The following is a 24,105-nucleotide window of genomic DNA, read 5'->3' on the forward strand; positions in this document are numbered from 1 at the left end:
CATAAACTAATTAACTTCCCGGTTCAGAAATTTCAAACATTAGAAAAGGAGTTTTATAAATGAAGGACTTACATACCTTTGGGTGGTACGCTGCACGAGTTTCAAAGCATTTACCGAAAGAGGCTTTTAATCCAGTTCCTGCCCGCCTCTTAGGTGGACTAGCCTATTTAATTGTTGTTATCTCAGGATTTTTAGCGATAGGATTATTTAACCTGCCCCTTATTGTTAACCTTGGCATCTCCGTCATCATTGGAATGAGTTTTGCAGGAATGGGCTTTTTAGGTCATGAAATTCTTCACGGTACTGTTGTAAGGACACCTTGGTTGAGGGATCTGCTGGGTGCTATTGCCTTTTGGCCATTAACCACCGGACCACAGTTATGGAGAAAATGGCATAATATGACCCATCATGTTCACACCCAAGATGACGAAAAAGACCCTGATTCTTGGCCAACTCTAGATAAAATTTCGAAAATGAAAATGTTCCGTTGGGTTTATAATCTACCTTTGTTTGTACGTTCCACTTGTGCCTTTGCATCCCTTGCGATACAGTTTACAGCCCATTCACTTAAATGCTTTGGGTTATACATTAGGGAATTTCAGCCCAAGAAACAGCCAAAGGTATGGTTACAAGCAATCCTTCCGTGGGCTACTTGGATTGGACTCATCTTTGTGTTAGGATTTAATAATTGGATATTTGCCTATTTACTGCCACTTTTAATAGCAAACTTTATTGTTATGGCTTATATTTCAACGAACCATCGTTTAAACCCATTGACTTCTGTTAATGACCCGTTAGCAAACAGCCTTACAGTAACGGTGCCAAAATGGGTTGATGTACTACACTTTAATTTCTCGTATCATACGGAGCATCATTTATTTCCAGCAATGAGTTCTAAATATTATCCATTGGTTAAAGAACACATTAAAGAAATGTGGCCAGAGCGCTACCATGAAATGCCTATGACAAAAGCTCTTGCAGCCCTTTGGAAAACACCACGATTATACTTTAATAATAGCGAATTGGTCGATCCTCATGGTAATAGATCCATTGGTTCTTTAGGAAATGGATTAAACCCAGATGAAATTAAATTTAAAGATTTTAACGTAGATGTAAACAATCTATCCTCATTAGAAAACACATTTGAAGAAATACAACCAAAAAAACGAACTAACTAAATGTAAATGAGGGGATCTCCAAAGGCATGTTTTTTATCCTTTGGAGATCCCCTCTAAGTATTTGCGCAGCAAATTCCTGGATTATATTTTATTTCTATCTCAGACTATATGGATATTCTTGATGAAAGTAATTAGGGGTTACTAATTCATCCTTATACCTTTTATGAAAAATATGTGTTGTTGCAGGAGACACGGGAGGAATTAGCCAACTCCACCTTCCCGTTAATTCTCTGCCACTGACCTTCTCTTTTTTTTCAAATTTTTTAAATTGCTCTGCAGCAGTATGATGATCAACAATACTTACCCCCGCTTGTTGAAATGAATATAAAACTGATCGATTTAACTCCACCAAAGCCCGATCCTTCCAAAGGTTAGAATTTCGGGAGGTGTCCAGGCCTATAATAGAGGCTATTTTAGGAAGCATATTATAACGGTCCGCATCCGCAAAGTTTCGGGCACCAATTTCAGTACCCATATACCATCCATTAAAAGGGGCTGCCGTATATTCAATACCACCAATCTCTAGTTTCATATCGGATATAGCGGGAAGTGCATACCATTTTAAACCCAGATCCTGTATGCCCGCCACTTCAGGGTGTACAAGATCCACCTCTAATACACATTCTGAAGGAACCTCCTGCCATACTGGTTCATTTTCATAAACCTGAATAACATGGGGAAGTATATCGAAATGAGATCTCTCGCCTCTCCAGCCTAATTGCTCACATACTTTAGTAAAGGGAATAGACATGGGGTCGCCAATGACACCATCCTCTGTTTCATAGCCTGCATAGCGAATAAGCTGGTGATTCCAAATCCTTAATTTATCCTTGCCGCCCCTGCCTCTAGGTGCAAAAATCGTTATGGTTGGTCTAATTTTTCCTCCGTTACTAGCTTCTAATAAATGATGGTTTAAAGCTTTAAATATTTTATCAGAGTCATGCAAATGACGTGCATCCTTTACGTGGAGTGTGTCCCAGAACAGTCTTCCGATACACTTATTACTATTCCGCCAAGCCATTTTAGCACCAATCTCTAATTCGTGAAAAGTATGTTCATATGTGCCTGTTACTTCTATTTCTTCCCTTATTTCCCCTAATCTATTTGGAATATCCTCATCTTTCCCTAATTCTTTATAACACTTTTCAATAAAATTTTTTGCTTCCGTAAATAGCTTAGTCATCCTAAACCTCCAAGTAGAAAAAACATGAATATTTACTATACAAAGATAATAATCTCCCTATATTATTGACTATTCTGTTCCCACTAACAATGTTTTTCACCAGATTGTTAAAAAGTATTCGAAAACTATTATTTACTTTTATGTTCATCAAATGTTACATATCCATTTGATTAAAATATGGTAGTATAAGATTAAATAAAATATTAATAGAGCGTGTTCAAAAAGTGTCTTGCAATAGCTCCACTCGCTGCGCGCCAACTAGGAGAAAACCACTCCTAGTTGGCTTTAAAAGACGGCAGCGGCTCCGCTTATTGTTTCAAGTCTTTTCGAACGGGGAAAACAGCCCCTTTTCGAACTCTAATATTAAATAACAGATTTCCATTAAAGTAAAAATAAAAGTTTTATAAAAAAACAATATACAAATGGAGAACAGGGTGGTTTGTTTTGCATATCGGCAATAGGTTAAAGAAAATAAGAAGTTTGAGAAAGCTTTCACAAGTAGATGTTTGCAAAGGAATAGTCTCTCCTTCCCATTATAGCAACATAGAAAGTGGACGATACGAAGCATCGGAGGATATACTAGATTTAATCGCTAATAGGCTTGAAGTTCCTAAAGGGTATCTTACAGAAATCCATAAAGTATCAAACAGTATAAAGGAAACTCTAGCTTTGTTAGAAAACAAAGTAAACCAAGATGTGGAAGAAGCCGCTATATTTCTTGAAAATAATATGCATCAGCTGGAATACATTCCTTCTATCCATCAGGAAGTAGAATACCTAATATTATCTTGCCAGCTTCAACTCAAGCTAATACAAATAGATAAAGCAAAGCAGCTTCATCATGAAGTAAGATTCTACATTCATGAGAAAAATGTGGATGCCCTGCCAAAGGAAACAAAATTTAAATATTATTATGTTTCGGCACTTTTACAATATTATGAGCGGTCTTTCAAGGAAAGCTTTCAGCTCTACGAAAAATCCCTGTTGTATACAAATACACAGCAGGATAAAGGGAAAATCCTATTCAACCTAGCTTTAATCTGTTTCAACACTAACGAAAATCAAAAAGGACTTCAATATGCTATTGAAGCAAAAAATATTTACTTAGACCTTCACTTCTGGAAGGAAACAGTAAGCACCTATACACTTTTAGGGATCCTTCATATGGAAGTAAAAGAGTATGCTAAGGCATCCGATGTTTTATTAAAAGGGCTTAACCTAGCTAAAGAGCAAGGTATGGGAGCAGACCAAGCAAAGATCCTTCATAACTTAGGAATGAACTACTTTCACCAACAAGATTATGAGACAAGCTTGGGATACTTTGAAAAGAGCTTAGAATTAAAGCTTTTGTTTGATCCAAAAGGAACCTTTCTCTCTTATATACCAATTGCAAAAATCTATTTAATAACACACGAAATTGAAAAGTGTAATACTTGTCTCTCCGAAGCAAAGAAAGTTATAAGGGGAGATTTAGACAAATACACTTTACAGGCTTTAGAAGCCAAACGTGAACTTGTTACAAGTAATATTAAAAATTATGAAAGATTAATAGAAGAATCCATTAACTATTTCTATAACAACAAATATTGGTTTGAATTACTTGATATTACTAAGGAATTCAGTGAGCACCTATATAAACAACGTAAATATAAAAAAGCGTATGATTATTTAAAAATGGAGTTAAAGGCTACCCAATTGCTATTTAGGGAACACTCCTCATAATAAAAAAGGCTAAGGCCTAAAATTTGAAAGATCTAACTTATTTTCTATTGTATGTTCTCCCAAATGAACATAAATCGTTGTCAGAACAAAAAGAGTGATGTCCCATGCATCACTCTTTTTGTCATTTTAAGTGGCTATTTTCATAACCTTTTTAAAAAGCTTGGAGAAGCGGAAGGCGGCGACTCCAGTGGGAAAAGCAACCTATTAATCAGTTTACTACGATATAGGCTATCATAGGCCCATCGCTATCCTTATCAGCATGCATCGGACAAATAAGACGATATACTCCTTTTTCTTTAAATTGAAGTGGCACAATCGTCTCTTCCCCTTTTCTTACTACACCTTCAACATCGGTTCCTTCAATAATAAAAGGATGCTCCTTTCCATTTACACCATAAATGATAAGATTAACACGTTCCCCTTTTTCCACAAAAATCGTTCCTGGGTCCCAGCGATAAGATTCAATTTCCTTCCCATCTTCCGTAGTGGACTTGAATTCTCCAGTTATCATGTGAATCTCCCTTACTTCATTTCCACCACCCATTGCCGGAACATCAGTGGAACTTAACATCGTAGATGACACCCAAACGGAAACAAGTGCTAAACCAAAAACAAAAAATGCTAAAATTGTCTTCTTTTTAATTACTAAGAAGTTCATTTTCTCTCCCCTTCCTATCCATGAATCTTTTACGCTTCATGTATATGCACACAGGTAGGGAAAACTTGTCTACTTTTTTTAATAGGGACTCAAAAGGTGACTTTTGAGTCCCTATCAAAGTATTTGAGTAGCCGTCGCAATCATTAAAAAAGCCCAACTACGAGTGGTTTTCTCGTAGTTGGGCGAGCGACGAGCGAAGCAATACCTTTATTAATTTCTTCCGTGACATTTAAATCCGAAAACATCTAATATTACCTCACATAAAATAAAACCCTATTGCCATTATGATATACGCTGCAAGAAGTGTTAAACCTTCAAACCAATTCGTATCACCATCATTAATAATCATTATGATTAGGAAAACAGATAGTATCATAGCAATGAGTGCTTCTCTTGTGAAAAGAAGGAGCATTGGATTTGCAAAGATTAGCGACAATAGAACTAAAAGAGGTGTCACAAACATCGCTATTTGTAAGGTAGAACCTACCGCAATTTCAACGGATATGTTTACCTTATTCTTTACAGCCATTTGTATTGCTGTAATATTTTCTGCGGAGTTCCCAATAATAGCAACAAGGATAACACCTATAAATACCTCGCTCCATCCAAAGGATTCTGCGATACTTTCAAATGTATCCACTAATTGATCGCTTACAAAGGCAACAGCAACTGCAGCTAAGGCTAGAATAAGTATCGCCCTTCTTTTGTCCCATTCAGGCTCTTCGTCATCTTCCCCTTCACTTTCCACTGCATAAACCCCTCGATGGGTAACAAGTCGGAAAAACAAGGCTGAAAAATAAAGGAGTAGCATAATAATGGCAATCCCGATACTTAAGGCTAATATTTCCCCACTTGTTAATCGAAAGGAAAAAATATAGGGAAAGACAAAGGAAACAACAACAGAAAACATTAATAAGCCCATGTTGTGTCTTGCATCATGAATATTAAATTTCTGCCTTTTATATCTAAGTCCCCCTATAAAAAAGGATAACCCAGCAACTAAAAGCAAGTTACTTATAACGGCCCCCGTTAAGGAAGCAAGTACAATCGTTAAATATCCTGCCTTTAAGGCGAAAATAGAGATGGTAAGCTCAACAGCGTTTCCAAAGGTAACATTTAATAGTCCTCCAATTCTCGGTCCAGCAATGATCGATAAACTTTCCGTGGCCCGGCCTATATAGGAGGCTAAGGCTAATATAGTAATGGCGTATATGGCAAACATCATGGTAGGTTCCCAGCCTAATATTGCTCCTGCAAGAGAAATAGGTACCCCGGCCATCGTTGTCCAGAAAAAAATTCGATTCATACACAGTCCCCCAATCCCGCATACTCTATTAGGATTAGACTCCTCCATATGAGTAAAAACATACATATAAAAAAGGGCAACTGAAAAGGTTTGTTCTTTCCCTTTTCAGTCACCCTCGTAGTATGCTCTATAGTTATCCAAGCATCGCCTCTTTTTTCAATTGACTATTATACAGTTCCGCATAAAACCCATCTTGTCTTAATAGAGATGTGTGGGAGCCCCTCTCGATGATTTCTCCATCCTTTAAGATAATAATTTGGTCTGCCTTTTGGATCGTATTCAGGCGATGGGCGATGACAAAACTTGTTCTTCCTTTCATCAGTCGCTGTAATGCCTCTTGAATTCTAATCTCCGTTACAGTATCAATACTGCTCGTCGCCTCGTCTAAAATCAATATTGTTGGATTAGCTAGAATCGCCCTAGCAATGGATAATAATTGCTTTTGTCCCTGACTAATGCCACCACCATCTGCATCAATAAACGTATCATATCCATCTGCTGACTTCATGATGAAGGAATGGGCATTAGCCAATTTAGCCGCTTCCACCACATCTTCGTCAGTGGCATCTAATCTCCCGTATCGAATATTTTCCCTGATGGTTCCGTGAAATAAGAAGGAATCTTGAAGTACAAAGGCCATATGCTTTCTTAAGCTCTCTCGTTTAATGGTTTTTATTTCATGACCGTCGATGAGTATACTTCCACTGTCTGCATCATAAAAACGGGATAGCAAATTGATCATTGTTGTTTTTCCAGCACCAGTTGGTCCTACAAAGGCCACCGTTTCTCCAGGAGAAGCATGGAAGCTAACGTTATTTACTGTATCCCCATCCTCCTCATAGGAGAAGGATACATCACTAAACCTCACATCCCCTGTAATCTTCTCTAACTCTACGGCATTTCCTTCATCCTTCATTTCCTCTTCTTCATCCATAATATCAAAAACACGTTCCGCACCGGCAACAGCAGAGAGTAAAGTATTAAATTGGTTAGCCAAGTCATTTAAAGGTCTCGTAAACTGGCGAGCATATTCTGCAAAAATTACAATAGTACCAATTGTAATCACATCGTTAAATGCTAAAATACCACCGACACCCGCGATAACAGCGAAGCTTAAGTTGTTTAAAACGTTCATTAACTTTGGAATAAACCCAGAAAAGGTTTGGGCCCAAAAACCGGAAATCTTTAATCGTTCATTTCTTTCTTTAAATTCTCCAATTACTTTATCTTCTTGGGAAAAGGTCTTAACAATCCGCTGACCGGACATGGTCTCTTGAATATGCCCATTCAATCTTCCTAAGTTTTTTTGCTGCTCTTTAAAGAGTACTCCGGTCCTTTTCGTGATCCATTTCATTCCGAAAACCATTGCCGGAACAATAAGTAAAGTAATGAACGTTAATAATGGGCTTAGCCAAAGCATTACTGTTAATGTACCTATTAATGTTAGTACACTAGTAAAAATTTGAATAACAGAACTGTTCAATACATTACTTACATTTTCCATATCGTTTGTGACCCGGCTCATCAATTCCCCATGCTGCCTTTTATCAAAAAACGGAATAGGTAGTTTTTGAAGATGCCGGAAAAGTTGCGTTCGCATTTGATAGACGGTTTTCTGCGCAATACGAATCATCCAAAAAGCTTGCTGCCATACAGAAAGGGAATGAAGAACATAAACGGCAGCTAAACCTGCCAACAAATACCCTATTCCGCTAGTATTTTGGGTCTCAATGAATGCATCAATTCCCCACCCAACAAGGAAAGGCCCTAACAAAGCCATGGAGGAGCTAAGTATTACTAAGAAAAGTACAAGGGTAATTAAACCTTTACTTTCCGATAAATACTTCCAAATTCTCTTTAGGGTGCCCCACCAATTTTCAACCCTCGGCTTTTTCCTTGTGGTATATTCATTATCATTTGATTTACTAGTGGTGCTGTCTATTTTAATTCTTCGGTGCTGAAAAGGCTCTTTTATTTTGTTAAGCATGGTGTGTCCCTCCATCCCCGAATTGTGACTGATATATTTTTTGGTAAAGGGTGGAACTTCTCATCAACTCGTCATGACTCCCTTTTGCTAAGAGCTCTCCGTCCTCTAGTAATAAAATCGTATCTGCCTTCATTGTCGTACTCATTTTTTGCGTAATCATGAGTGTCGTACAGGAATATTCCTTTAATGACTTCAACAGCTTCTGTTCCGTTTTCACGTCTAAAGCACTTGTGCTGTCATCTAGTAATAATATCTTAGGGTTTCTTACTAATGCCCTCGCAATGGAAAGGCGCTGCTTTTGTCCTCCTGACAGATTAACACCTTTCTGGCCTAATCTTGTCTCATAACCATTTGGAAGATCTTTAATGGTTTCATAGAGCTGGGCATGCTTTGTGGCTAGCTCAATTTCCTCCATTGTTGCCGTTTCTTTCCCCCATGCAATATTCTCTCGAATTGTTCCCGTAAATAGCATTGCCTCTTGAGGTACAAAGCCAATTTGCTTCCTAAGAACATTTAGCTTCATGTCCCGAATGTCCTTTCCATCGATGGTTATCTTTCCTTCATCTACATCGTATAAGCGAGGAATAAGCTGGAACAGCGTAGACTTCCCAGATCCAGTTGCCCCTAGGATTGCCACCCTTTCCCCTGCCTTCGCCTCGAAGGAAACGTTCCGAAGGACATACGTATCTGTGTCAGGATATTTAAAGGATACGGAATTAAATACAATTTTTCCATCGGTAATACGAGTTGCTGCATTACTTTCCTCCGTATCTACTAAATCCACTTCCGTCTCTAAAACATCAACAATACGAGCAGAAGATGCCTTTGCCCTTGAGAAAAACATAACGATCATGGAAAAAACAGATAAGGCCATCGTCATTCTTGTAGTATAGTTAACAATGGCTACCACTTCCCCTACTGTAGCTCCACCAGTTTGTACCTCGAAGCTACCAAACCATAGAACCGCCATAATACTAATATTCATAATAAGAAGAATAACTGGCATGGAGAGTTCAACGAGTCTTAATGCTTTCACCGTTCTATCTCTTAATTGACCACTGGCTTCAGAAAATCTCTTTGATTCATGTTTTCTTCTAATGAATGCTTTAATTAGGCGTATCCCTGCTAAATTTTCTTGCATAACACCGTTTACACCATCAAGCTTTTCTTGTACAGATCGGAAAATTCTCCCCGCCTTACTCATCATAAAGATAAGGAATGTAATTAGAAGGGGAACAGCTACCACTAGAATGAGTGCTAGCTTCACATTAACAATGAGAGCCATGATAACGGAACCAATAACGAGTAAAGGAGCCCGAAGCATAATCCTTAGTGCCATAAACATAGCATTTTGTAGTAAGGTTACATCGTTAGTCATCCTTGTAATTAGGGAAGAGGTGGGAAACTGACTGAAGTTTGCAAAGGAGAAGGATTGTACCTTATTAAAAAGGGCACTCCTCATATCATATCCAGTGCTCTGACTAGCATGGGCAGCATAAAAGGAATTAAGAATTCCTGCAGCAAAGGCAATTAAAGACATCCCTACCATTACACTACCCCAAAGGACTACAACAGACATGTCCCCCGCTACGATTCCATCATCAATAATTCTAGCCAATAAAAAGGGCTGAAAGAGTTCTACTCCTAATTCTACAAAAGTAAAAAATAGAGCCATATATACAGCAAAACGATACGGTCCAAGAAATGAAAGTACTTTTCTCATGATTCATCCTCCAATAATGGTTTTCTCTATGATGAAGTTATAACAAAACTGTTTTCTAAAAGATTATTACTCGAATCCGTTACAGGCGGATCCATTACGCCTAAAGGCAGCCCACGGGCAACGCTGGAGTCGCCGCCTTTCACTCCAAGTCAGATGCGAAATATTCTAACAATTGAGTTTAAATGGTTACAATTTCGTCCGCCGAAATAATTTCTCTTTCTACAATATCATAAAATGATGATTTTTATAGAGAAAAATGCTTTTACCAGAAATTATTAATTTATTTCAATATTTTCTCTTCCTTCATATAAATTTACTTGTTTAATAAGTTCCGCAGGAATTTGACAGATTTCATCAATATATTAATTGGACCTATTTTATATTGTCGAATTATTAAATATAATTAGACTTAATACACCACCTCACCTACTCACTCTGCATAAATTAGTCATCATACATAACATGAAAGTCTTCATTATCTGTGGAATCTAAACTATAAATATTAAGGAGGAAGGTATGAAAAGTTTAAAATTGAAATTATTTTTAAGTTTCGGTATTCTATTGGCTATACTTGCTGGAATCACTGGTTATAGCGCTTACGTCCTTATGGATTTTAATGATGATATAGAATACATATTAGAAGAAGAACTGGATACCTTTATTACTACCCAGGAATTAAATTACAATATCGCCGAGAGAACCTCCCTATTAAGAGCTTATTTAATGTATCAAGATGATGAATATTTAATAGGTTTTGAGACTTTAACGAATGAGAGCCATGAATTGGAAGAAGCTTTGTTAGCAGCAGAAAACAGTTCTGAGGTGATTCAACTCATTGAGGATAGCCGTGCTTGGGAGGCAGAGGTTAGGGAAAACGTTATTGAACAGGCACAAAGAGGTGGTTTCTTTAGGGCTAATCGTGTTTTTGAAACAGATATTAACCCAATGGTAATTGACTTAACAAGCAGATACAATACGTTAGCCAGCGATCAACAAAATCAAATGAGAACTCAAGCTTATCGTGTTATTAATCAAGGGGAACAATTAATTCTCATTATGCTAGGATTAACTGGAGTTGGAATTATTATTGCTACTTTCCTATCCATTGCTATTCCTAGACAAATAGTAAACCCTATTTTACTTGTAGTTAAGCGTTTAAAAAGACTTTCCACCGGAGACTTAAGCGGTGAACCGTTAAAGGTTAAAACCAAGGATGAAATTGCCGTCCTGACAAACTCTATGAATGATATGGTGAAAAACCTAAGGGGAATGGTTGTTAAAATTAACTCCATTTCCGAGCATGTTGCCTCTTCTTCAGAGCAGTTATCATCAAGCGCTTCGGAAACTTCAACGGCAACCACTCAAGTGGCAAGCACAATGGAAGGATTAGCAAATGGTGCAGATCAGACCTTAAATAATGCTAATACTAGTTCCGAATCCATGCAGGAAATTTCTTTAGGAATACAGCAAATTGCCGATTCATCATCTGTAGTGGCAGATTCCGCCCTTCAGTCTTCTAAGTTAGCAGAAAAAGGGAATCAGTCCATTACAAATGCATTGGCACAAATGGCATCCATTCACGGCTCAGTGGATACAACAAATGAAACCATTCAAAAACTAGGGGATCAATCCAAGCAGATTGGTCTTATTGTGAAGACAATAACGGAAATTGCTAACCAGACGAATTTATTAGCCCTTAATGCAGCCATTGAAGCAGCCCGTGCTGGAGAACATGGTAGGGGATTCGCCGTTGTTGCTGATGAAGTTCGTAAACTAGCGGAGCAATCAGAAGCTTCAGCGAAAGAAATTGCTGACCTCGTCATGTTAATTCAGGAAGCTACAGATTCTTCTGTGGAATCGATGCTGACAGTTTCTAAAGATGTAAATGAAGGTTCAAAGCTCTTTGAAGAATCTGGACAAGCCTTTCAGGATATCCATGCAGCTATTCAGAAAGTGGCGGAACAAATTCATGATGTATCGGCTATTTCTGAACAGTTATCCGCTAACTCTCAGGAAGTAGCAGCCTCTGTTGAGGAAGTGAGGGATATGTCCAACAAGACGGCATCTGATGTACAAACCATTGCTGCAACAACGGAAGAACAACTAGCTTCCATGGAAGAAGTGGCAAATTCAGCAGACTCTTTAAGTGAAGTTGCCATGGAGCTTAAAGATGAAATGAATAATTTTAAACTTTAAGGCTGCTAAGAACAAAATCGCAAGCGCCTTGCTCACGAGCGAGTAGGCACTGAAGCTAGACGATTATCCAGCCACAGTTATCCATATTCAGAAAAAATATAGTTTCTTTAAACAACCAAAAACCAACTTCATTAACTGGAGTTGGTTTTTACTATTAATTTGGGGACCCAGGAGGATAATAATATGGTGGTACCTTCAACCAGCCCCGTTTACGCATAAGCGTTTTTAATGTTGTCCCTGCTGTAACCCATTCAGAATAAAATTGGAGCCACATTATACCTACATCATTTCGTACAGCATTTGCTTGTCCTTCCGCACAGGTAAGTATACATTGGACTAATTTAAATGCTATACCATTGGCTATTTCATCATCCGTCAGCTTTACCCCTAAAGGAATATCATTTGGATTTGATGTTGGTTTTGCTGATGTAACATCAGGCAATGGTATACCCTCTTCTCTCATAAATTGAGTCATTTTTCTTACATGGGATTCACACAGACGAATGATGTCCGTAAGCATCTCTTTAATTTCGTCATCCGTAGAGGTATTTAACCCAATTTCCTCATAACGAATAAACTCTTCAACCATTGTTGTATACTTCCAACAGTCACCTACTTCCATAACATGCAGCGGTGCCTTCGATTCGTCTACATTATCAACCGCTATTTTAAGTGTATTCCAAATAGCCTCAAACGGATTGGACATCCTAGCACCTCCTAAACAACTATTATTTTGCCCTTTTACTTATAAAAAATGTTAAAAATTTAATCAAACTTCTAGAAAAGAAAACATTATTTAAAGTAGAAAACAGCCAAATCATTTGATTTAACTGCTTTCCATTAAAAGTAGAATATGCAAATAATAACAGCACTCGAACTTACAGCATACCTTCTCTCATCATTGTCAAAATATCACTTTCTGCTTCCAATATATCCTCCCTAGCCCGTTCTGCAATTCCATTTGCAGCTGTTTGAGCCTCTTTTATGACTTGTTGTTGATCAATAGTCAGGATTTTGCGATTTTCCATTATTACTTTACCATCAATAATCGATGTCTCTACTTCATGGCCACGTGCAGAGTACACTAAATTTGGAATAATATTACGGACAGGACTAGTCAGTACTGGCATAAATGTTGGTTCCTCTAAGTTAATAAGGATAATGTCTGCTTTTTTACCAGGACGTAACGACCCTACTTCGTCCTCTAATCCCAATACTTTAGCAGCTTCAATAGTGGCAGACCTCAATGCTAACGTTGCGTTGAACACCACTGGATTGGTATATTTTACTTTATTTAAAATGGCAGCAAACTTCATTTCATTAAACATGTTGTTACAGTTGTTTCCTGGTGCTTGGTCTGACCCTAAACAGGCCGTTCCACCACTTTCAATGAACTTCAGCATTGGAGTTACAATTCCATCTATAATACCAATGCTTCCTGCACAATAAATCATTCCAGCGCCACTTTTCGCCACTCGTTCCGTTTCTTCATCTGTTGCTTCCGTTAAATGAACAGCAATTAAACGATCGTTTAAAAATCCATTTTCCTCAAGAAAGTCAATGCTTCGCTTCCCATAACGTTTTTCTATTTGATCAATTTCTCGATCACCTTGAGCTACATGCATATGGAGCTTCGTATCGTATTTTTCCGCCAATCCTTTCATTTCATGAAGGAGCTCTAGACTCATCATATCAGGACCATGGGGGCCTAAAATACTAGTAATTCTTCCATTTTCCTTACCGTGGTATTTGTCCATGAGCTCTAGGTTACGTTTTAGCTTCTCTTCCCCGATGGAGGAGTGGAATGGATACAATTCCCCAACTGGCAGATCACCTATATTATCTGGAATCTCATTTACAAGCTCAGCAACCCTGGCACGGGCACCAACCTTAATATAGTTATGAACGATCTCTGTCATATGCTTATCGTAATCGCCGAAGGTTGTTGTACCAGCTTGAATTCCCTCAATAATATTTACCATAGACCCTTTCACATTATCCTCTGTTGTAACATGCTTGGAAAATGGCCAGATGCCCTTCTGCATCCAGTTTGTCATATCTTGAGCTACACCACGAATAATCGACAGTCCCGTATGTATATGTGCATCAATGAACCCTGGCATAACTAATTTATTTTTCGCATCAATTAATCTGTCTGCAGTGTAATCCCTTAGGAGATCGTGGGTACTGCCAACAGCTTCAATTTTATTTCCTTTAATGGCGACAGCACCGTCTTCAATCATGCCTACCCCTTTTCCTTCCATTGTTACTACAAATCCATTTGTTATGAGAATGTCTACCTTCATTATGCAACCCCATTCCTTGAGTTTGTCTTTTTTCAATTTTACTATATTTTAACTTAAAGAACATTTTTCAGTTACCACTTGGGTAAATCATTTTCCAAATGATTAACTTGGTTATCTAATTAGATAGTCATGACAATAGAAGGGGCTGAATATTGTTGTATGTGCGATTATCGGTGCTCTATGTGCGAAAACTCTGCCACTATGTGCGATTTTGCAGCTCCTATGTGCGATTTTTCACCCTATATGTGTGATTCCACAAAAAACCACATAATTCGACACCTCCCCTCCCGCAAACAAGCTCCAAAAAAAGCCGACTTCAAAACTGAGGCCGACTTTATGTTTCATTATGTTATATAGTTGGGAATTTAGGTGGTTCAATAAGGCTATCTTCAATTTCTTGAATGACAAGCTGGGGTCCTTCCTGTTGGTTAGAGGTAACGACAATCTTCAGTCCTAATGCTGGGTAAACTGCGGAGTGAAAGCTTATTCCCGGAGCATGGCCCTTTACATGATAATTAAATATGGAATTAAATATTTTCGTGATCCAAAGACCATATCCATAATACTCGTTTTCATTTAATTGAACATAGGCGGTTAAAAGTTTTTTCGTAAACTCTTTGCTTAATAATTTATACTTAAATAGATATTCCCAAAACTTAACCATATCAGGGGCTGTTATGAATACGCCACTATCCGCTCCTCCCCGTATAGGAATAGAGTAGATGTTTGTTCTCCACGAGGCAGACTTTTCGTCGTAAATGTATCCTATAGCTGTATTAGTTGGCAATTGATTGAGGAAAAAGTATCCGGAGCTATTCATTCTACATTTTTTAAAGATATTCTTCTCAATATAATCAGTAAAGGAAAGCCCTGTTTGCTCCTCTATTATTAAACCTAATAGAATATAGCCTGCATTATTATAATGAAATCGCTCCCCCGGCTTACATCTCATATAGTTTTTTTGAAACAAAGGTAAAAAGTCCTTTAGAGTTTTAAAATTATACATGGGACGCTCTTCCCAAAGTTCCTCAAAATCTTCCATTGTATCTTCATCAAAATAGTCATGAATACCCGAGGTGTGGGTCAATAAATGGTGAATGGTTATATTTTCATCAAAGTTTGGGAATGTAAAATTTAAACAATCCTTCAGGCGTGTTTGGAAATGAAACAAGCCCCTTTCAACTAATTGACAAATTGCGATGGCCGTAAATAACTTACTTCCTGTTGCTATACTGAATCTAGTGTCTACATTATTTCTTATATCATCAGCCCTATTGGCAAACCCATACCCGGATTCGAACATAATATTATTTCTTTCTTTCACATATACAACTCCAGATAAAGGAAGACGGTCATGTAAGTTATTAACGATTTCGTATATTTCGGATCTACTTAACACTGGCTTCCCTCCATAATTTATTAAAATGTGACTATATTTTATTCAGAATTTTAAAGAATGCTTTAGTTAATGATATTTAACTCATCCAATAAAAATGAGGGATTTACGAAAAACATTTTACAAGCTTCAGTGAGGCTGCTTTACAAAAATAAAAAGAATGTCCTTTTGCAAATTCAGGACATTCTTCATGTAACTTGTATTTAAATGGCGTTATTATAAAACTCAACGGCATCTATATCATAGATGCGGATTAACTCTAATTCACTTTCCCACATTTTATCTAAATACTCATCTGATTCTGGAGTATGGCATTCTCCACATTCCTGGTAAAGGATACGAAACTGTTGTGCATAGTAAGCTAGTCCCCTGAAATGATACAGTATTTCGTTTTCATTCTCTGTCAATTCACTATTAGGATCAGAGCTATAGCTCGTAACAAAATTTTCGTATTTTTGAAACTGCTCCTCACTCATGGGTTCGTATGGAGAGGAGTAGACGAGGATTTCCTCCATATATTCATAGGTTGTATACCAGATGTCATCCCGTACATCTTCCGGTCTTTCAAAATCGCGTTCATATATAAATATAAAATAGACAAAGAAAAGAACTGCTGCGAGGGCAATAGTTATTGCTTTTTTCGGTCTCATTATAATCTCCTCAATTTCCTATGATAAAATTACTTCCGCGACACATTCTACGTGGGCTGTCATGGGGAACATGTCCACTGGCTGAACTTGCTTTGTGGTAAATCCTTGCTGTTCAAGATACTTCAAATCCCTTGCCAATGTAGAAGGGTTGCAGGATACGTATACTAATCTGCAAGGTTTCATTTTTACAATTGTTTCCAAAAGGGATTCATCACATCCCTTTCTCGGTGGATCTACTACCATTACATCGGCATGAATACCTTGTGCATACCACCAAGGGATTACCTTTTCCGCTTCCCCTACAGCAAAATCCACATTATCCATTCCATTTATCTGGGCATTCTTTTTTGCATCTACGATGGCTTCAGGCACAATTTCTACTCCATAAACATGCTTAGCTTTCTGAGCAAGAAATAAACTGATTGTTCCAATACCGCAATAGGCATCGATTACGGTTTCCTTTCCTGTCAGTTTGCAGTACTCCAACGCTTTATCGTATAGAACCTTTGTTTGTTCAGGATTCACTTGATAAAAAGATCTTGCAGAAATGGCAAATTTGATATCACCTATATAATCGTAGATAACTTCTTCACCCCAAAGGACGACTGTTTCATCGCCAAAAATAACGTTTGTCCGCTTCGGATTTATATTTTGAACAATTGATTTTACATTTGGAAGGGTATCACAAATCTCTTGAATGACATTTTTCTTATTTGGGAGTTCTTTCCCCTTTGTCACTAAGACAACCATAAGTTCATTCGTTACTTTTCCGTATCTAGTAACAACATGGCGAAGGGTTCCTTTATGAGCTTTGTCATCGTAGCCCCTTATTCCATACTTTTGGGCAATGCTTTTAATAAGCTGAACTACGTCGTCATTTGCTTCATGTTGAATCATACAACGTTCCATATCAATGATTTTGTGGCTTCTTTCCGCATAGAATCCTGCAATAAGTCCTCCTTCTTCTTCCCCAAAAGGAACCTGGGCCTTATTTCTGTAATTCCAAGGATCCTCCATTCCTAATGTGGGATGCACAGTTACATTTGTTAAGCCTCCAATTCTTTCAAGGACATCTCGAACATGCTTTTCCTTATGCTTTAGCTGGCCAGGATAGCTTAAGTGCTGAAGCTGACAGCCACCACATTGTTTAAATATTGGGCATGGTGCCTCTACTCGATCTTTACTTTCTTCCGTTATATTCAAAAGTCGGCCAAAGGCATAATTTTTTTTAACCTTTGTAATCTTCACATCTCCAGTTTCACCAGGGAGAGCCCGCTGTACAAAGATTGGATATCCTTGTAATTTAGCTACCCCAGCCCCATCATGAGTTAAGTCCTCAAATGTAAGCTCTATTAATTGGTTTTTATATACAGGTGCTTTTTCTGCCATCATTGTACGATTCCCTTTCTGACCACATTTTTTCTAAACATGATTGTACCATAATCGATCTTAATAAAAAAAACTTTGAAGCATTGAATAAATTGAGTTCCAATAAATGAACATTTAATACAAAAGTTTTCCTCAAATCTGATTTTTTTGAAAAAATAAGAAATAGGGAGAAAGGTCGAGAAAATAAATGAAAGCGCTTTAAAAATGGGATAAATTGGCCTATTTTCCTTTTTTTCTTTAAAAGGACAAAGTGCAATAATGAAACTGAATAAATATGATTGGAGGGAAAAGAATGAGTGGTATTCTATTAGCTTTAATAGGTATGTTTGTGTTTTTTCTAGGTTATCGTTATTATTCTAAGTTTATTGCAGAGAAGATTTACAGACTAGACCCAAACTTCGTGACTCCAGCCAATGAATTTAATGACGGTAAAGACTTTGTTCCTACAAATAAATGGGTATTGTGGGGACATCATTTTACGTCAGTTGCCGGTGCCGCACCAATTGTAGGTCCTGCCATTGCTATCTATTGGGGATGGGTACCAGCTGTTATCTGGGTATTATTAGGAACTGTATTTGCTGCCGGTGTCCATGACTTCGGTGCCCTTGTTTTATCTGTCAGAAATAAAGGGCAATCGGTTGGAACATTAGCCAATAAGATTATTGGTCAACGGGCAAAGATTCTATTCTTATTCATTATCTTGATTCTTGTTCTTATGGTTAATGCTGTATTCGCTTGGGTTATCGCCAACCTTTTCATCAATTTCCCATCGGCAGTATTATCTGTATTCATCCAAATTCCTCTGGCCATTTGGATTGGTTATGTTGTATACAGGAAAAAAGGAGGAATGCTATGGCCTTCCTTAGCAGCGTTGGGAACCATGTATGCTGCAGCTGTATTAGCTTCTAAAGTTCCTGCATTACAAATTGATTTAAAAAGCTGGTTTGGGGGAGAGGAAAACATTGTTGCCTTCGGTTTAAATGGTGTGGCTTTCTCCTTCTTCGTATGGATAATTATTTTAATGGTATATGTATATATTGCTTCTACTTTACCGGTGTGGAAGTTACTACAGCCACGTGATTACATCAACTCCCACCAATTAGTAGTCGGTTTACTTATTTTATACCTAGGGTTATTCTTCTCTAACCCAACCATTACTGCACCAGCTATGAACAGTGCCGCAACAGACGTACCTTGGATACCTATCCTATTTATTACCATTGCCTGTGGTGCCATATCTGGATTCCACGGTCTTGTTGCTTCGGGTACGACAAGTAAGCAGCTAGATAGGGAGCCTCAAGCACGAATGGTTGGTTACGGCGGAGCAGTCGGTGAAGGGCTACTGGCTTTAGCTTCCATCATTGCAGTTGGTACGTTGTTTACTTCCCGCGAAGGCTTCTTGGAAGCATATAGTGGCTTTGCTGCTGCTAATGGTGGTGGATTAGGAAACTTTGTTCAAGGAGCAGGACAACTAGCAACAGGAATCTTTATTCCTGCTGACATTGCTACTACTATCGTAGCCGTTATTGTTGTAAGCTTCGCTGCTACAACATTAGATACATCTATTCGTTTAATGCGTTACATTATTTCAGAGCTTGGTAAGGAATATAAGGTTATGTCCCTTACGAAGACACATGTTGCTACAACTATCGCTGTCGGTTCTAGTGCTGCACTCGTCCTATTACCGGAAGGTCCAAACGGATTTGGTTCAGGTGGATATGTTCTATGGCCGTTATTCGGTACATCCAATCAATTGTTAGCAGCTATAACATTACTACTAATTACAATATGGTTAAAGCGCCAAGGAAGAAACTATTTACCAACGCTAATACCAATGGTGTTCTTACTGGCAATGACCTTGTTTGCTATGGGTAGACAGCTTCTGTTAGATTGGTCGCCTTTCGCTGGAGCTAACCCTAACTTGTTGCTATTCGTTTTAGGATCTATCATATTTGGTTTCGCTGCTTGGATTTTGCTAGAAGCAATCGCTGCATTACGAAATAATAAGCCAAATGTACCTAAAAATAAAGCAGTGTAATATTTCAAAGTAGGTGGCTTCTCTTTCAGGAGAAGCCACTCTCTTTTTGAAAGGCTTTTTTCGAACTTTGTTTCATTTTGAAAAACTTGGAGAAGCGGAAGGCGTCCACCTGTAGCGTATCCAAGTCATATTCTATTCTTCTAAAAACAACCTCTTTCAGAAAACAGCCATATAAAAACAGGTAAATACCATACGAAAGAAGAATAGTTAAATAGAATCCAATTTATCAAAGTACATGTAAGGAGTGGTCAATATGTCCTTCCAGGAACGTCTAAAAAGAATTATCCAATTATACGATGAAATTCTGCGGACCGGGCATCGAACGGAAATAATACGGGAGCTTCAAGAGGAAGATGACCTGTTCATGCTGCTCCTTTATTCGGATATGCTAGGAATTCCAAATCCAGCTTTCTATTACACATTAGAGCTTTACCCCCATATGCTAGAGAAGTTTCACGATTGGCATACACGAATGGGCATGGACAAGTCCCCATTAACCGGGTTTCGCTGTTGTTAAAGTGTCGAGGAGGTTCATAAATAGATGACAAACTTAAATTTATTAGATAAAAAAGTGATTTTTGTTGGAGGAAAGGGTGGTGTAGGAAAATCTACCTCTGCATCTGCCATTGCCATGGCTGCTAGTCAATTAGGTAAGAAAGTTCTCCTTGTGTCTACAGATCCGGCCCACAACTTAAGCGATTTATTCCATACAAGACTTAAAGGAGAACCTAAAAAGGTTCGTGACAGCCTATACGTAATGGAAATTGATCCTGAAAAGGAAAGCGAACGATACATAAAGCAAGTAAAAGAAAATTTACAGGGACAAGTTCGTGCAACGATGATCGAAGAGGTTCACAGGCAAATAGATATGGCAAAAACGAGCCCGGGTGCCGATGAAGCAGCCCTTTTTGACCGTATCACCTCCCTTATTTTAGAAGAATTACAACAGTTTGACTTAATTATTTTTGATACTGCCCCAACTGGACACACACTAAGACTTGTTTCCCTGCCAGAAATGATGGGGGTGTGGATGGATGGTATGCTTGAACGCCGTCGTAAAACGAATGAACATTACACACAGCTCCTTAATGATGGGGAACCTGTGGAAGATCCTATTTACCAAACACTGCAGAAGCGAAGAGATAAATTTAAAAGAGTCCGTGATATTTTATTAGACTCTAAAATGACAGGATTCCTTTTTGTCTTAAACCCAGAGAGACTCCCTATCCAAGAGGCAAAAAGGGGTATTGATACATTGAACAAGCATAACATTCCTGTTCTCGGTATTATCGTAAATAAAGTATTACCCGATGAGGTGGATGGTACATTTTTTCAAAAGAGAAAGGAACAACAATTCTCCTACTTACAGGAAATTGAGCAGATGTTCCATAACATACCTCAAATAAGAATGGAATTACTAGAAGAAGATATTTCTACACTCCACCACTTAGAAACAGTCGCAGGACGGTGGAAAAAAGAAATTAGCTAATTTATATAAAGGGGGAACTTATCAATGGGGAATCATTTTCATCATATTATACAATCAGAAGCAGAGTTACTATCTCTTCTTGGGGAACCTAGCGATTTAGCGAAAAATAAAGTGATTACTTCTTTAGATGAACAGTGTATTCAATTTCTTAACCGCGCCCCTTTCCTTGTTGTCGCCACATCGAACAGAGAAGGACAATGTGATGTTTCTCCACGTGGTGATGCTCCTGGCTTTGTTTATGTCATTGACGAAAAAACTATACTCATCCCTGAACGTAAAGGAAACAAGCGAGCAGATTCTATGAAAAATATTTTAGAGACTTCCCATGTGGGGCTACAATTTTTTATACCTGGTTTGGAAGAAACGTTACGGATTAACGGAGAAGCCGTGTTAATTACGGATATAAAGTGGTTAGAAAAAATGGAAGTTCAAGGACAAATACCAGCTGTAGCAATTGCTGTTACTATAACAGAATGTTTCATTCACTGTGCAAAAGCCTTTAAACGTTCCGAACTTTGGAAACCTTCAACATGGCCGGCAAAGGATCTCCTTCCTAACCCTGCAAAAATGCTTAGGGATCATGCCAATATGAAGGATCAATCAGTTGAAGCAATGGAAAAACACCTGCAAAACAGTTATAAGAATGACCTATATTAATGTTGTAAAAGTAAGCTGATGAGAGGTGTCAGCTTTTCTTTTTTGGTCATCCTAAGGGGGAAGATGTTTTTATAGGAAGAATTAATTATGTTACCAGAAGTTATGAAGTAAAGGACGACTGCAGCCCAAATAATCGGAAGATAAATTGACAAAAGTAGGGTTTGAATCGCGAAAGTGGGGGCAAACAAGGATTTCGCGTCTCAATAAGCTGTTGAAACGCCTAAAATTATAATTTCAGATTATGACGAGCTTTGAATAATTTTACAAGTACGAGGTGATATGTATGGATTGGTTAGGTATTGGTGTATTTATTTTAGCAATCGGATTTGCGATTCTCGTGTTCATTATGATTCCAGTTATAAAAAATTTAGAAAAAACTCTTGGGGCTGCAGCGGATACCATTACAACTACACAGAAGGGTATTGAAGACATTACTAGTGAAACAGCAATAGTACTGAACACAACAAACGAAACCCTGTTAAATGTTAATGATAAGTTAAAAAAACTGGACCCTCTATTCGACACGGTTAATGATGCAGGAAAGTCGGCCCAACATATGACATCCTCCCTTGTTCGAATAACCGGAGCAAAGGCACAAAGGACAGCAGATGGAACAGAAATTCTAGACCGCAATAATTTAGAAGGAATACTTCGAGGCGCAGCGTTTATTTATTACTTAACAAGGAAAAAACAATAAACAGTTCACAATTTTGTCACAGACCGGGTTCATGAACATTTGTTCACAGACCCGGTCTATGTCCTTTAATTGTTTTTATTTACTTGATTTTCCATATCAGTTACGATTAAAAGAAAGATGATGAATGAAGGGGAATTCCAAATGGACGAACAGAATAACAAGAGAGAGTCACTAGGGAGGTTAACTCCTCTGGATGCAAGTGAGCGGTTGAACCATATTGACAGCCTTCGTGGTTTCGCATTATTTGGCATCTTAATTGTAAACATGCTCGCCTTTCAATATGGTACGGTTGGGTTTAAATTTAGCATCCCGGTCCAATCCTTTCCTAACCAAACTACTAACATCATCATTGAATGGTTATTTCAAGGAAGCTTCTACCCTATCTTTTCGATTCTTTTCGGATTCGGCGCTATTATTATGTATGAACGCTCTTTATCTAAGACTCACTCCTTTAATAAGCTCTTTTTCCGGAGATTAGTCTTACTATTGATCATTGGATTTATCCATAAGTATTTTATATGGGATGGGGACATCCTTCTTACCTATGCCATTACTGGTTTTCTATTTATGCTCTTTATCAAACGACAGCCAAAAACCTTGTTGATTTGGGCAATTGTATTAACTGCACTTATTCATTCTATGGGGATCCTCCCAGAGGATCCCGATTCAGAGATAGACCTGCAGCCATTTGTAGAAATAGAACAAGATGTTTTTTCAACTGGCACCTACACAGAAGTTGTTACCCACCGTTTTACTGCAAATCCCTATGCTAAAGCGGATTTAGGGATAGAAATGGATCCATTGGAACGGGAAATATTTGCAAGCTTCATGAGTGCTTTGACATTTATTATGCTGGTTCTCCAAGCCTTAATATTGTTTTTGCTAGGGGGCTATATAGCGAAGAAACGATGGCTGCACAATCTAAAGGAACACCGTCCACAGCTTATTAAGCTAACTGTAATCATGTTAACTATTGGAATCATACTCAAAGGAGCGATGGTATTTACCACTAATAACGCACTTTATTATTACGGGTATTTCATTGGTGGTCCTATATTAGGCATTGGTTATATTACAGGATTTACCTTACTATTTTCTAAGCTTGACTCTATAAAAATATTTAGAGGCTTTGCTTTAGTCGGGAGAATGGCATTAACCAATTATCTATTACAATCTATCGTCATGACTACTATTTTTTACGGCTATGGTTTAGGTTTATTTGGAAAGCTAGGTACCCTGCCAGGTACCATTCTAGCTATTACCTTTTTCGCATTACAAATGGCCATTAGCAGCAAGTGGCTTAAACACCACCATTATGGTCCAATGGAATGGCTCTGGCGTTCTGGAACATATCTTAAGGTTCAAGCCTTGAAACGGCCAAAATAATGTCCTATAAACTGCCTCTTCACTATAACCACTAAAGAGGTAGTTCTTTTTTCGCAAGGAATAGTGCCTATATCTTGTGTTAGCTTGGATACGTTACAGGCGTAATGTCACCGTCCTGGTTCCGCAGGCAATTCATGATGTACT

At 38.1% G+C, this 24,105-nt stretch carries 19 protein-coding genes; 9 read left to right on the plus strand and 10 right to left on the minus strand.

Annotated features, from left to right (window positions below):
• Positions 1–59 precede the first annotated feature (59 nt).
• A complete protein-coding gene (gene desB, locus J2S74_RS06800) occupies positions 60–1,178 on the plus strand; it encodes a Delta(10) desaturase DesB (RefSeq protein ID WP_307323386.1) in 1,119 nt (372 codons plus the stop codon).
• Positions 1,179–1,272: 94 nt separating this feature from the next.
• Here the strand turns inward: desB and J2S74_RS06805 are convergent, their stop codons facing one another.
• A complete protein-coding gene (locus J2S74_RS06805; protein WP_307323388.1) occupies positions 1,273–2,361 on the minus strand; it encodes a nitric oxide synthase oxygenase in 1,089 nt (362 codons plus the stop codon).
• 444 nt (positions 2,362–2,805) lie between these two features.
• Here J2S74_RS06805 and J2S74_RS06810 point away from each other — a divergent pair, with 444 nt between their 5' ends.
• On the plus strand, positions 2,806–4,083 hold the full coding sequence (locus J2S74_RS06810; RefSeq protein ID WP_307323391.1) for a helix-turn-helix transcriptional regulator: 1,278 nt from the start codon (positions 2,806–2,808) through the stop codon (positions 4,081–4,083).
• A gap of 208 nt (positions 4,084–4,291) precedes the next feature.
• Here J2S74_RS06810 and J2S74_RS06815 read toward each other — a convergent pair whose 3' ends face one another.
• From J2S74_RS06815 to J2S74_RS06830, 4 genes are all read right to left on the minus strand, one after another.
• Positions 4,292–4,741 carry a cupredoxin domain-containing protein gene (locus J2S74_RS06815; RefSeq protein WP_307323394.1) on the minus strand — a complete coding sequence of 150 codons (450 nt, stop codon included), beginning with the start codon at positions 4,739–4,741 and terminating at the stop codon, positions 4,292–4,294.
• 256 nt (positions 4,742–4,997) lie between these two features.
• Complete coding sequence (gene cax, locus J2S74_RS06820; protein WP_307323397.1) at positions 4,998–6,047, minus strand: calcium/proton exchanger; 1,050 nt, start codon at positions 6,045–6,047, stop codon at positions 4,998–5,000.
• Positions 6,048–6,180: 133 nt separating this feature from the next.
• Complete coding sequence (locus J2S74_RS06825) at positions 6,181–8,034, minus strand: ABC transporter ATP-binding protein (protein ID WP_307323402.1); 1,854 nt, start codon at positions 8,032–8,034, stop codon at positions 6,181–6,183.
• On the minus strand, positions 8,027–9,757 hold the full coding sequence (locus J2S74_RS06830; protein ID WP_307323405.1) for an ABC transporter ATP-binding protein: 1,731 nt from the start codon (positions 9,755–9,757) through the stop codon (positions 8,027–8,029). Before J2S74_RS06830 ends, J2S74_RS06825 begins: the two co-directional genes overlap by 8 nt.
• A gap of 516 nt (positions 9,758–10,273) precedes the next feature.
• On the opposite strand from J2S74_RS06830, the gene J2S74_RS06835 reads away from it, so the two are divergent.
• A complete protein-coding gene (locus J2S74_RS06835) occupies positions 10,274–11,953 on the plus strand; it encodes a methyl-accepting chemotaxis protein (protein WP_307323408.1) in 1,680 nt (559 codons plus the stop codon).
• Between the two features lie 154 nt (positions 11,954–12,107).
• Here the strand turns inward: J2S74_RS06835 and J2S74_RS06840 are convergent, their stop codons facing one another.
• The 5 genes from J2S74_RS06840 to rlmD all read right to left on the minus strand — a co-directional run bounded on the left by J2S74_RS06840 (position 12,108) and on the right by rlmD (position 17,694).
• Positions 12,108–12,659, minus strand: a complete 552-nt coding sequence (locus tag J2S74_RS06840; protein ID WP_307323411.1) for a DUF3231 family protein — start codon at positions 12,657–12,659, stop codon at positions 12,108–12,110.
• 172 nt (positions 12,660–12,831) lie between these two features.
• Entirely contained in the window at positions 12,832–14,259 is a 1,428-nt protein-coding gene (locus J2S74_RS06845; RefSeq protein ID WP_307323414.1) for an amidohydrolase family protein, read from the minus strand.
• A gap of 349 nt (positions 14,260–14,608) precedes the next feature.
• Positions 14,609–15,658, minus strand: coding sequence for a serine hydrolase domain-containing protein (locus tag J2S74_RS06850; RefSeq protein WP_307323417.1), 1,050 nt, complete (start codon positions 15,656–15,658; stop codon positions 14,609–14,611).
• 200 nt (positions 15,659–15,858) lie between these two features.
• On the minus strand, positions 15,859–16,305 hold the full coding sequence (locus J2S74_RS06855; protein WP_307323420.1) for a hypothetical protein: 447 nt from the start codon (positions 16,303–16,305) through the stop codon (positions 15,859–15,861).
• 18 nt (positions 16,306–16,323) lie between these two features.
• On the minus strand, positions 16,324–17,694 hold the full coding sequence (gene rlmD / locus J2S74_RS06860; RefSeq protein ID WP_370875981.1) for a 23S rRNA (uracil(1939)-C(5))-methyltransferase RlmD: 1,371 nt from the start codon (positions 17,692–17,694) through the stop codon (positions 16,324–16,326).
• A 292-nt stretch (positions 17,695–17,986) separates the two neighbouring features.
• Between rlmD and J2S74_RS06865 the strand changes: the two genes are divergently transcribed.
• The 6 genes from J2S74_RS06865 to J2S74_RS06890 all read left to right on the plus strand — a co-directional run bounded on the left by J2S74_RS06865 (position 17,987) and on the right by J2S74_RS06890 (position 23,961).
• Entirely contained in the window at positions 17,987–19,732 is a 1,746-nt protein-coding gene (locus tag J2S74_RS06865; RefSeq protein ID WP_307323429.1) for a carbon starvation CstA family protein, read from the plus strand.
• A gap of 253 nt (positions 19,733–19,985) precedes the next feature.
• A complete protein-coding gene (locus J2S74_RS06870) occupies positions 19,986–20,249 on the plus strand; it encodes a cory-CC-star protein (protein ID WP_307323432.1) in 264 nt (87 codons plus the stop codon).
• Positions 20,250–20,273: 24 nt separating this feature from the next.
• A complete protein-coding gene (locus J2S74_RS06875; protein ID WP_307323435.1) occupies positions 20,274–21,221 on the plus strand; it encodes an ArsA family ATPase in 948 nt (315 codons plus the stop codon).
• A gap of 24 nt (positions 21,222–21,245) precedes the next feature.
• A complete protein-coding gene (locus J2S74_RS06880; RefSeq protein ID WP_307323438.1) occupies positions 21,246–21,878 on the plus strand; it encodes a pyridoxamine 5'-phosphate oxidase family protein in 633 nt (210 codons plus the stop codon).
• 283 nt (positions 21,879–22,161) lie between these two features.
• On the plus strand, positions 22,162–22,575 hold the full coding sequence (locus tag J2S74_RS06885; RefSeq protein WP_307323441.1) for a DUF948 domain-containing protein: 414 nt from the start codon (positions 22,162–22,164) through the stop codon (positions 22,573–22,575).
• Positions 22,576–22,716: 141 nt separating this feature from the next.
• The gene (locus J2S74_RS06890; protein WP_307323444.1) at positions 22,717–23,961 is read left to right on the plus strand and encodes a DUF418 domain-containing protein; all 1,245 of its coding nucleotides are present in this window, start codon (positions 22,717–22,719) and stop codon (positions 23,959–23,961) included.
• Positions 23,962–24,105 lie beyond the last annotated feature (144 nt).

It is taken from the genome of Evansella vedderi (genome assembly GCF_030813435.1).
GTDB classification, from domain to species: domain Bacteria; phylum Bacillota; class Bacilli; order Bacillales; family Salisediminibacteriaceae; genus Evansella; species Evansella vedderi.

Coding starts and splice junctions, on each gene's coding strand:
- desB (WP_307323386.1), top strand. CDS start 60: ATGAAGGACTTACATACCTTTGGGTGGTACGCTGCACGAGTTTCAAAG.
- J2S74_RS06805 (WP_307323388.1), bottom strand. CDS start 2,361: ATGACTAAGCTATTTACGGAAGCAAAAAATTTTATTGAAAAGTGTTAT.
- J2S74_RS06815 (WP_307323394.1), bottom strand. CDS start 4,741: ATGAACTTCTTAGTAATTAAAAAGAAGACAATTTTAGCATTTTTTGTT.
- cax (WP_307323397.1), bottom strand. CDS start 6,047: ATGAATCGAATTTTTTTCTGGACAACGATGGCCGGGGTACCTATTTCT.
- J2S74_RS06825 (WP_307323402.1), bottom strand. CDS start 8,034: ATGCTTAACAAAATAAAAGAGCCTTTTCAGCACCGAAGAATTAAAATA.
- J2S74_RS06830 (WP_307323405.1), bottom strand. CDS start 9,757: ATGAGAAAAGTACTTTCATTTCTTGGACCGTATCGTTTTGCTGTATAT.
- J2S74_RS06835 (WP_307323408.1), top strand. CDS start 10,274: ATGAAAAGTTTAAAATTGAAATTATTTTTAAGTTTCGGTATTCTATTG.
- J2S74_RS06840 (WP_307323411.1), bottom strand. CDS start 12,659: ATGTCCAATCCGTTTGAGGCTATTTGGAATACACTTAAAATAGCGGTT.
- J2S74_RS06845 (WP_307323414.1), bottom strand. CDS start 14,259: ATGAAGGTAGACATTCTCATAACAAATGGATTTGTAGTAACAATGGAA.
- J2S74_RS06855 (WP_307323420.1), bottom strand. CDS start 16,305: ATGAGACCGAAAAAAGCAATAACTATTGCCCTCGCAGCAGTTCTTTTC.
- rlmD (WP_370875981.1), bottom strand. CDS start 17,694: ATGGCAGAAAAAGCACCTGTATATAAAAACCAATTAATAGAGCTTACA.
- J2S74_RS06865 (WP_307323429.1), top strand. CDS start 17,987: ATGAGTGGTATTCTATTAGCTTTAATAGGTATGTTTGTGTTTTTTCTA.
- J2S74_RS06870 (WP_307323432.1), top strand. CDS start 19,986: ATGTCCTTCCAGGAACGTCTAAAAAGAATTATCCAATTATACGATGAA.
- J2S74_RS06875 (WP_307323435.1), top strand. CDS start 20,274: ATGACAAACTTAAATTTATTAGATAAAAAAGTGATTTTTGTTGGAGGA.
- J2S74_RS06880 (WP_307323438.1), top strand. CDS start 21,246: ATGGGGAATCATTTTCATCATATTATACAATCAGAAGCAGAGTTACTA.
- J2S74_RS06885 (WP_307323441.1), top strand. CDS start 22,162: ATGGATTGGTTAGGTATTGGTGTATTTATTTTAGCAATCGGATTTGCG.
- J2S74_RS06890 (WP_307323444.1), top strand. CDS start 22,717: ATGGACGAACAGAATAACAAGAGAGAGTCACTAGGGAGGTTAACTCCT.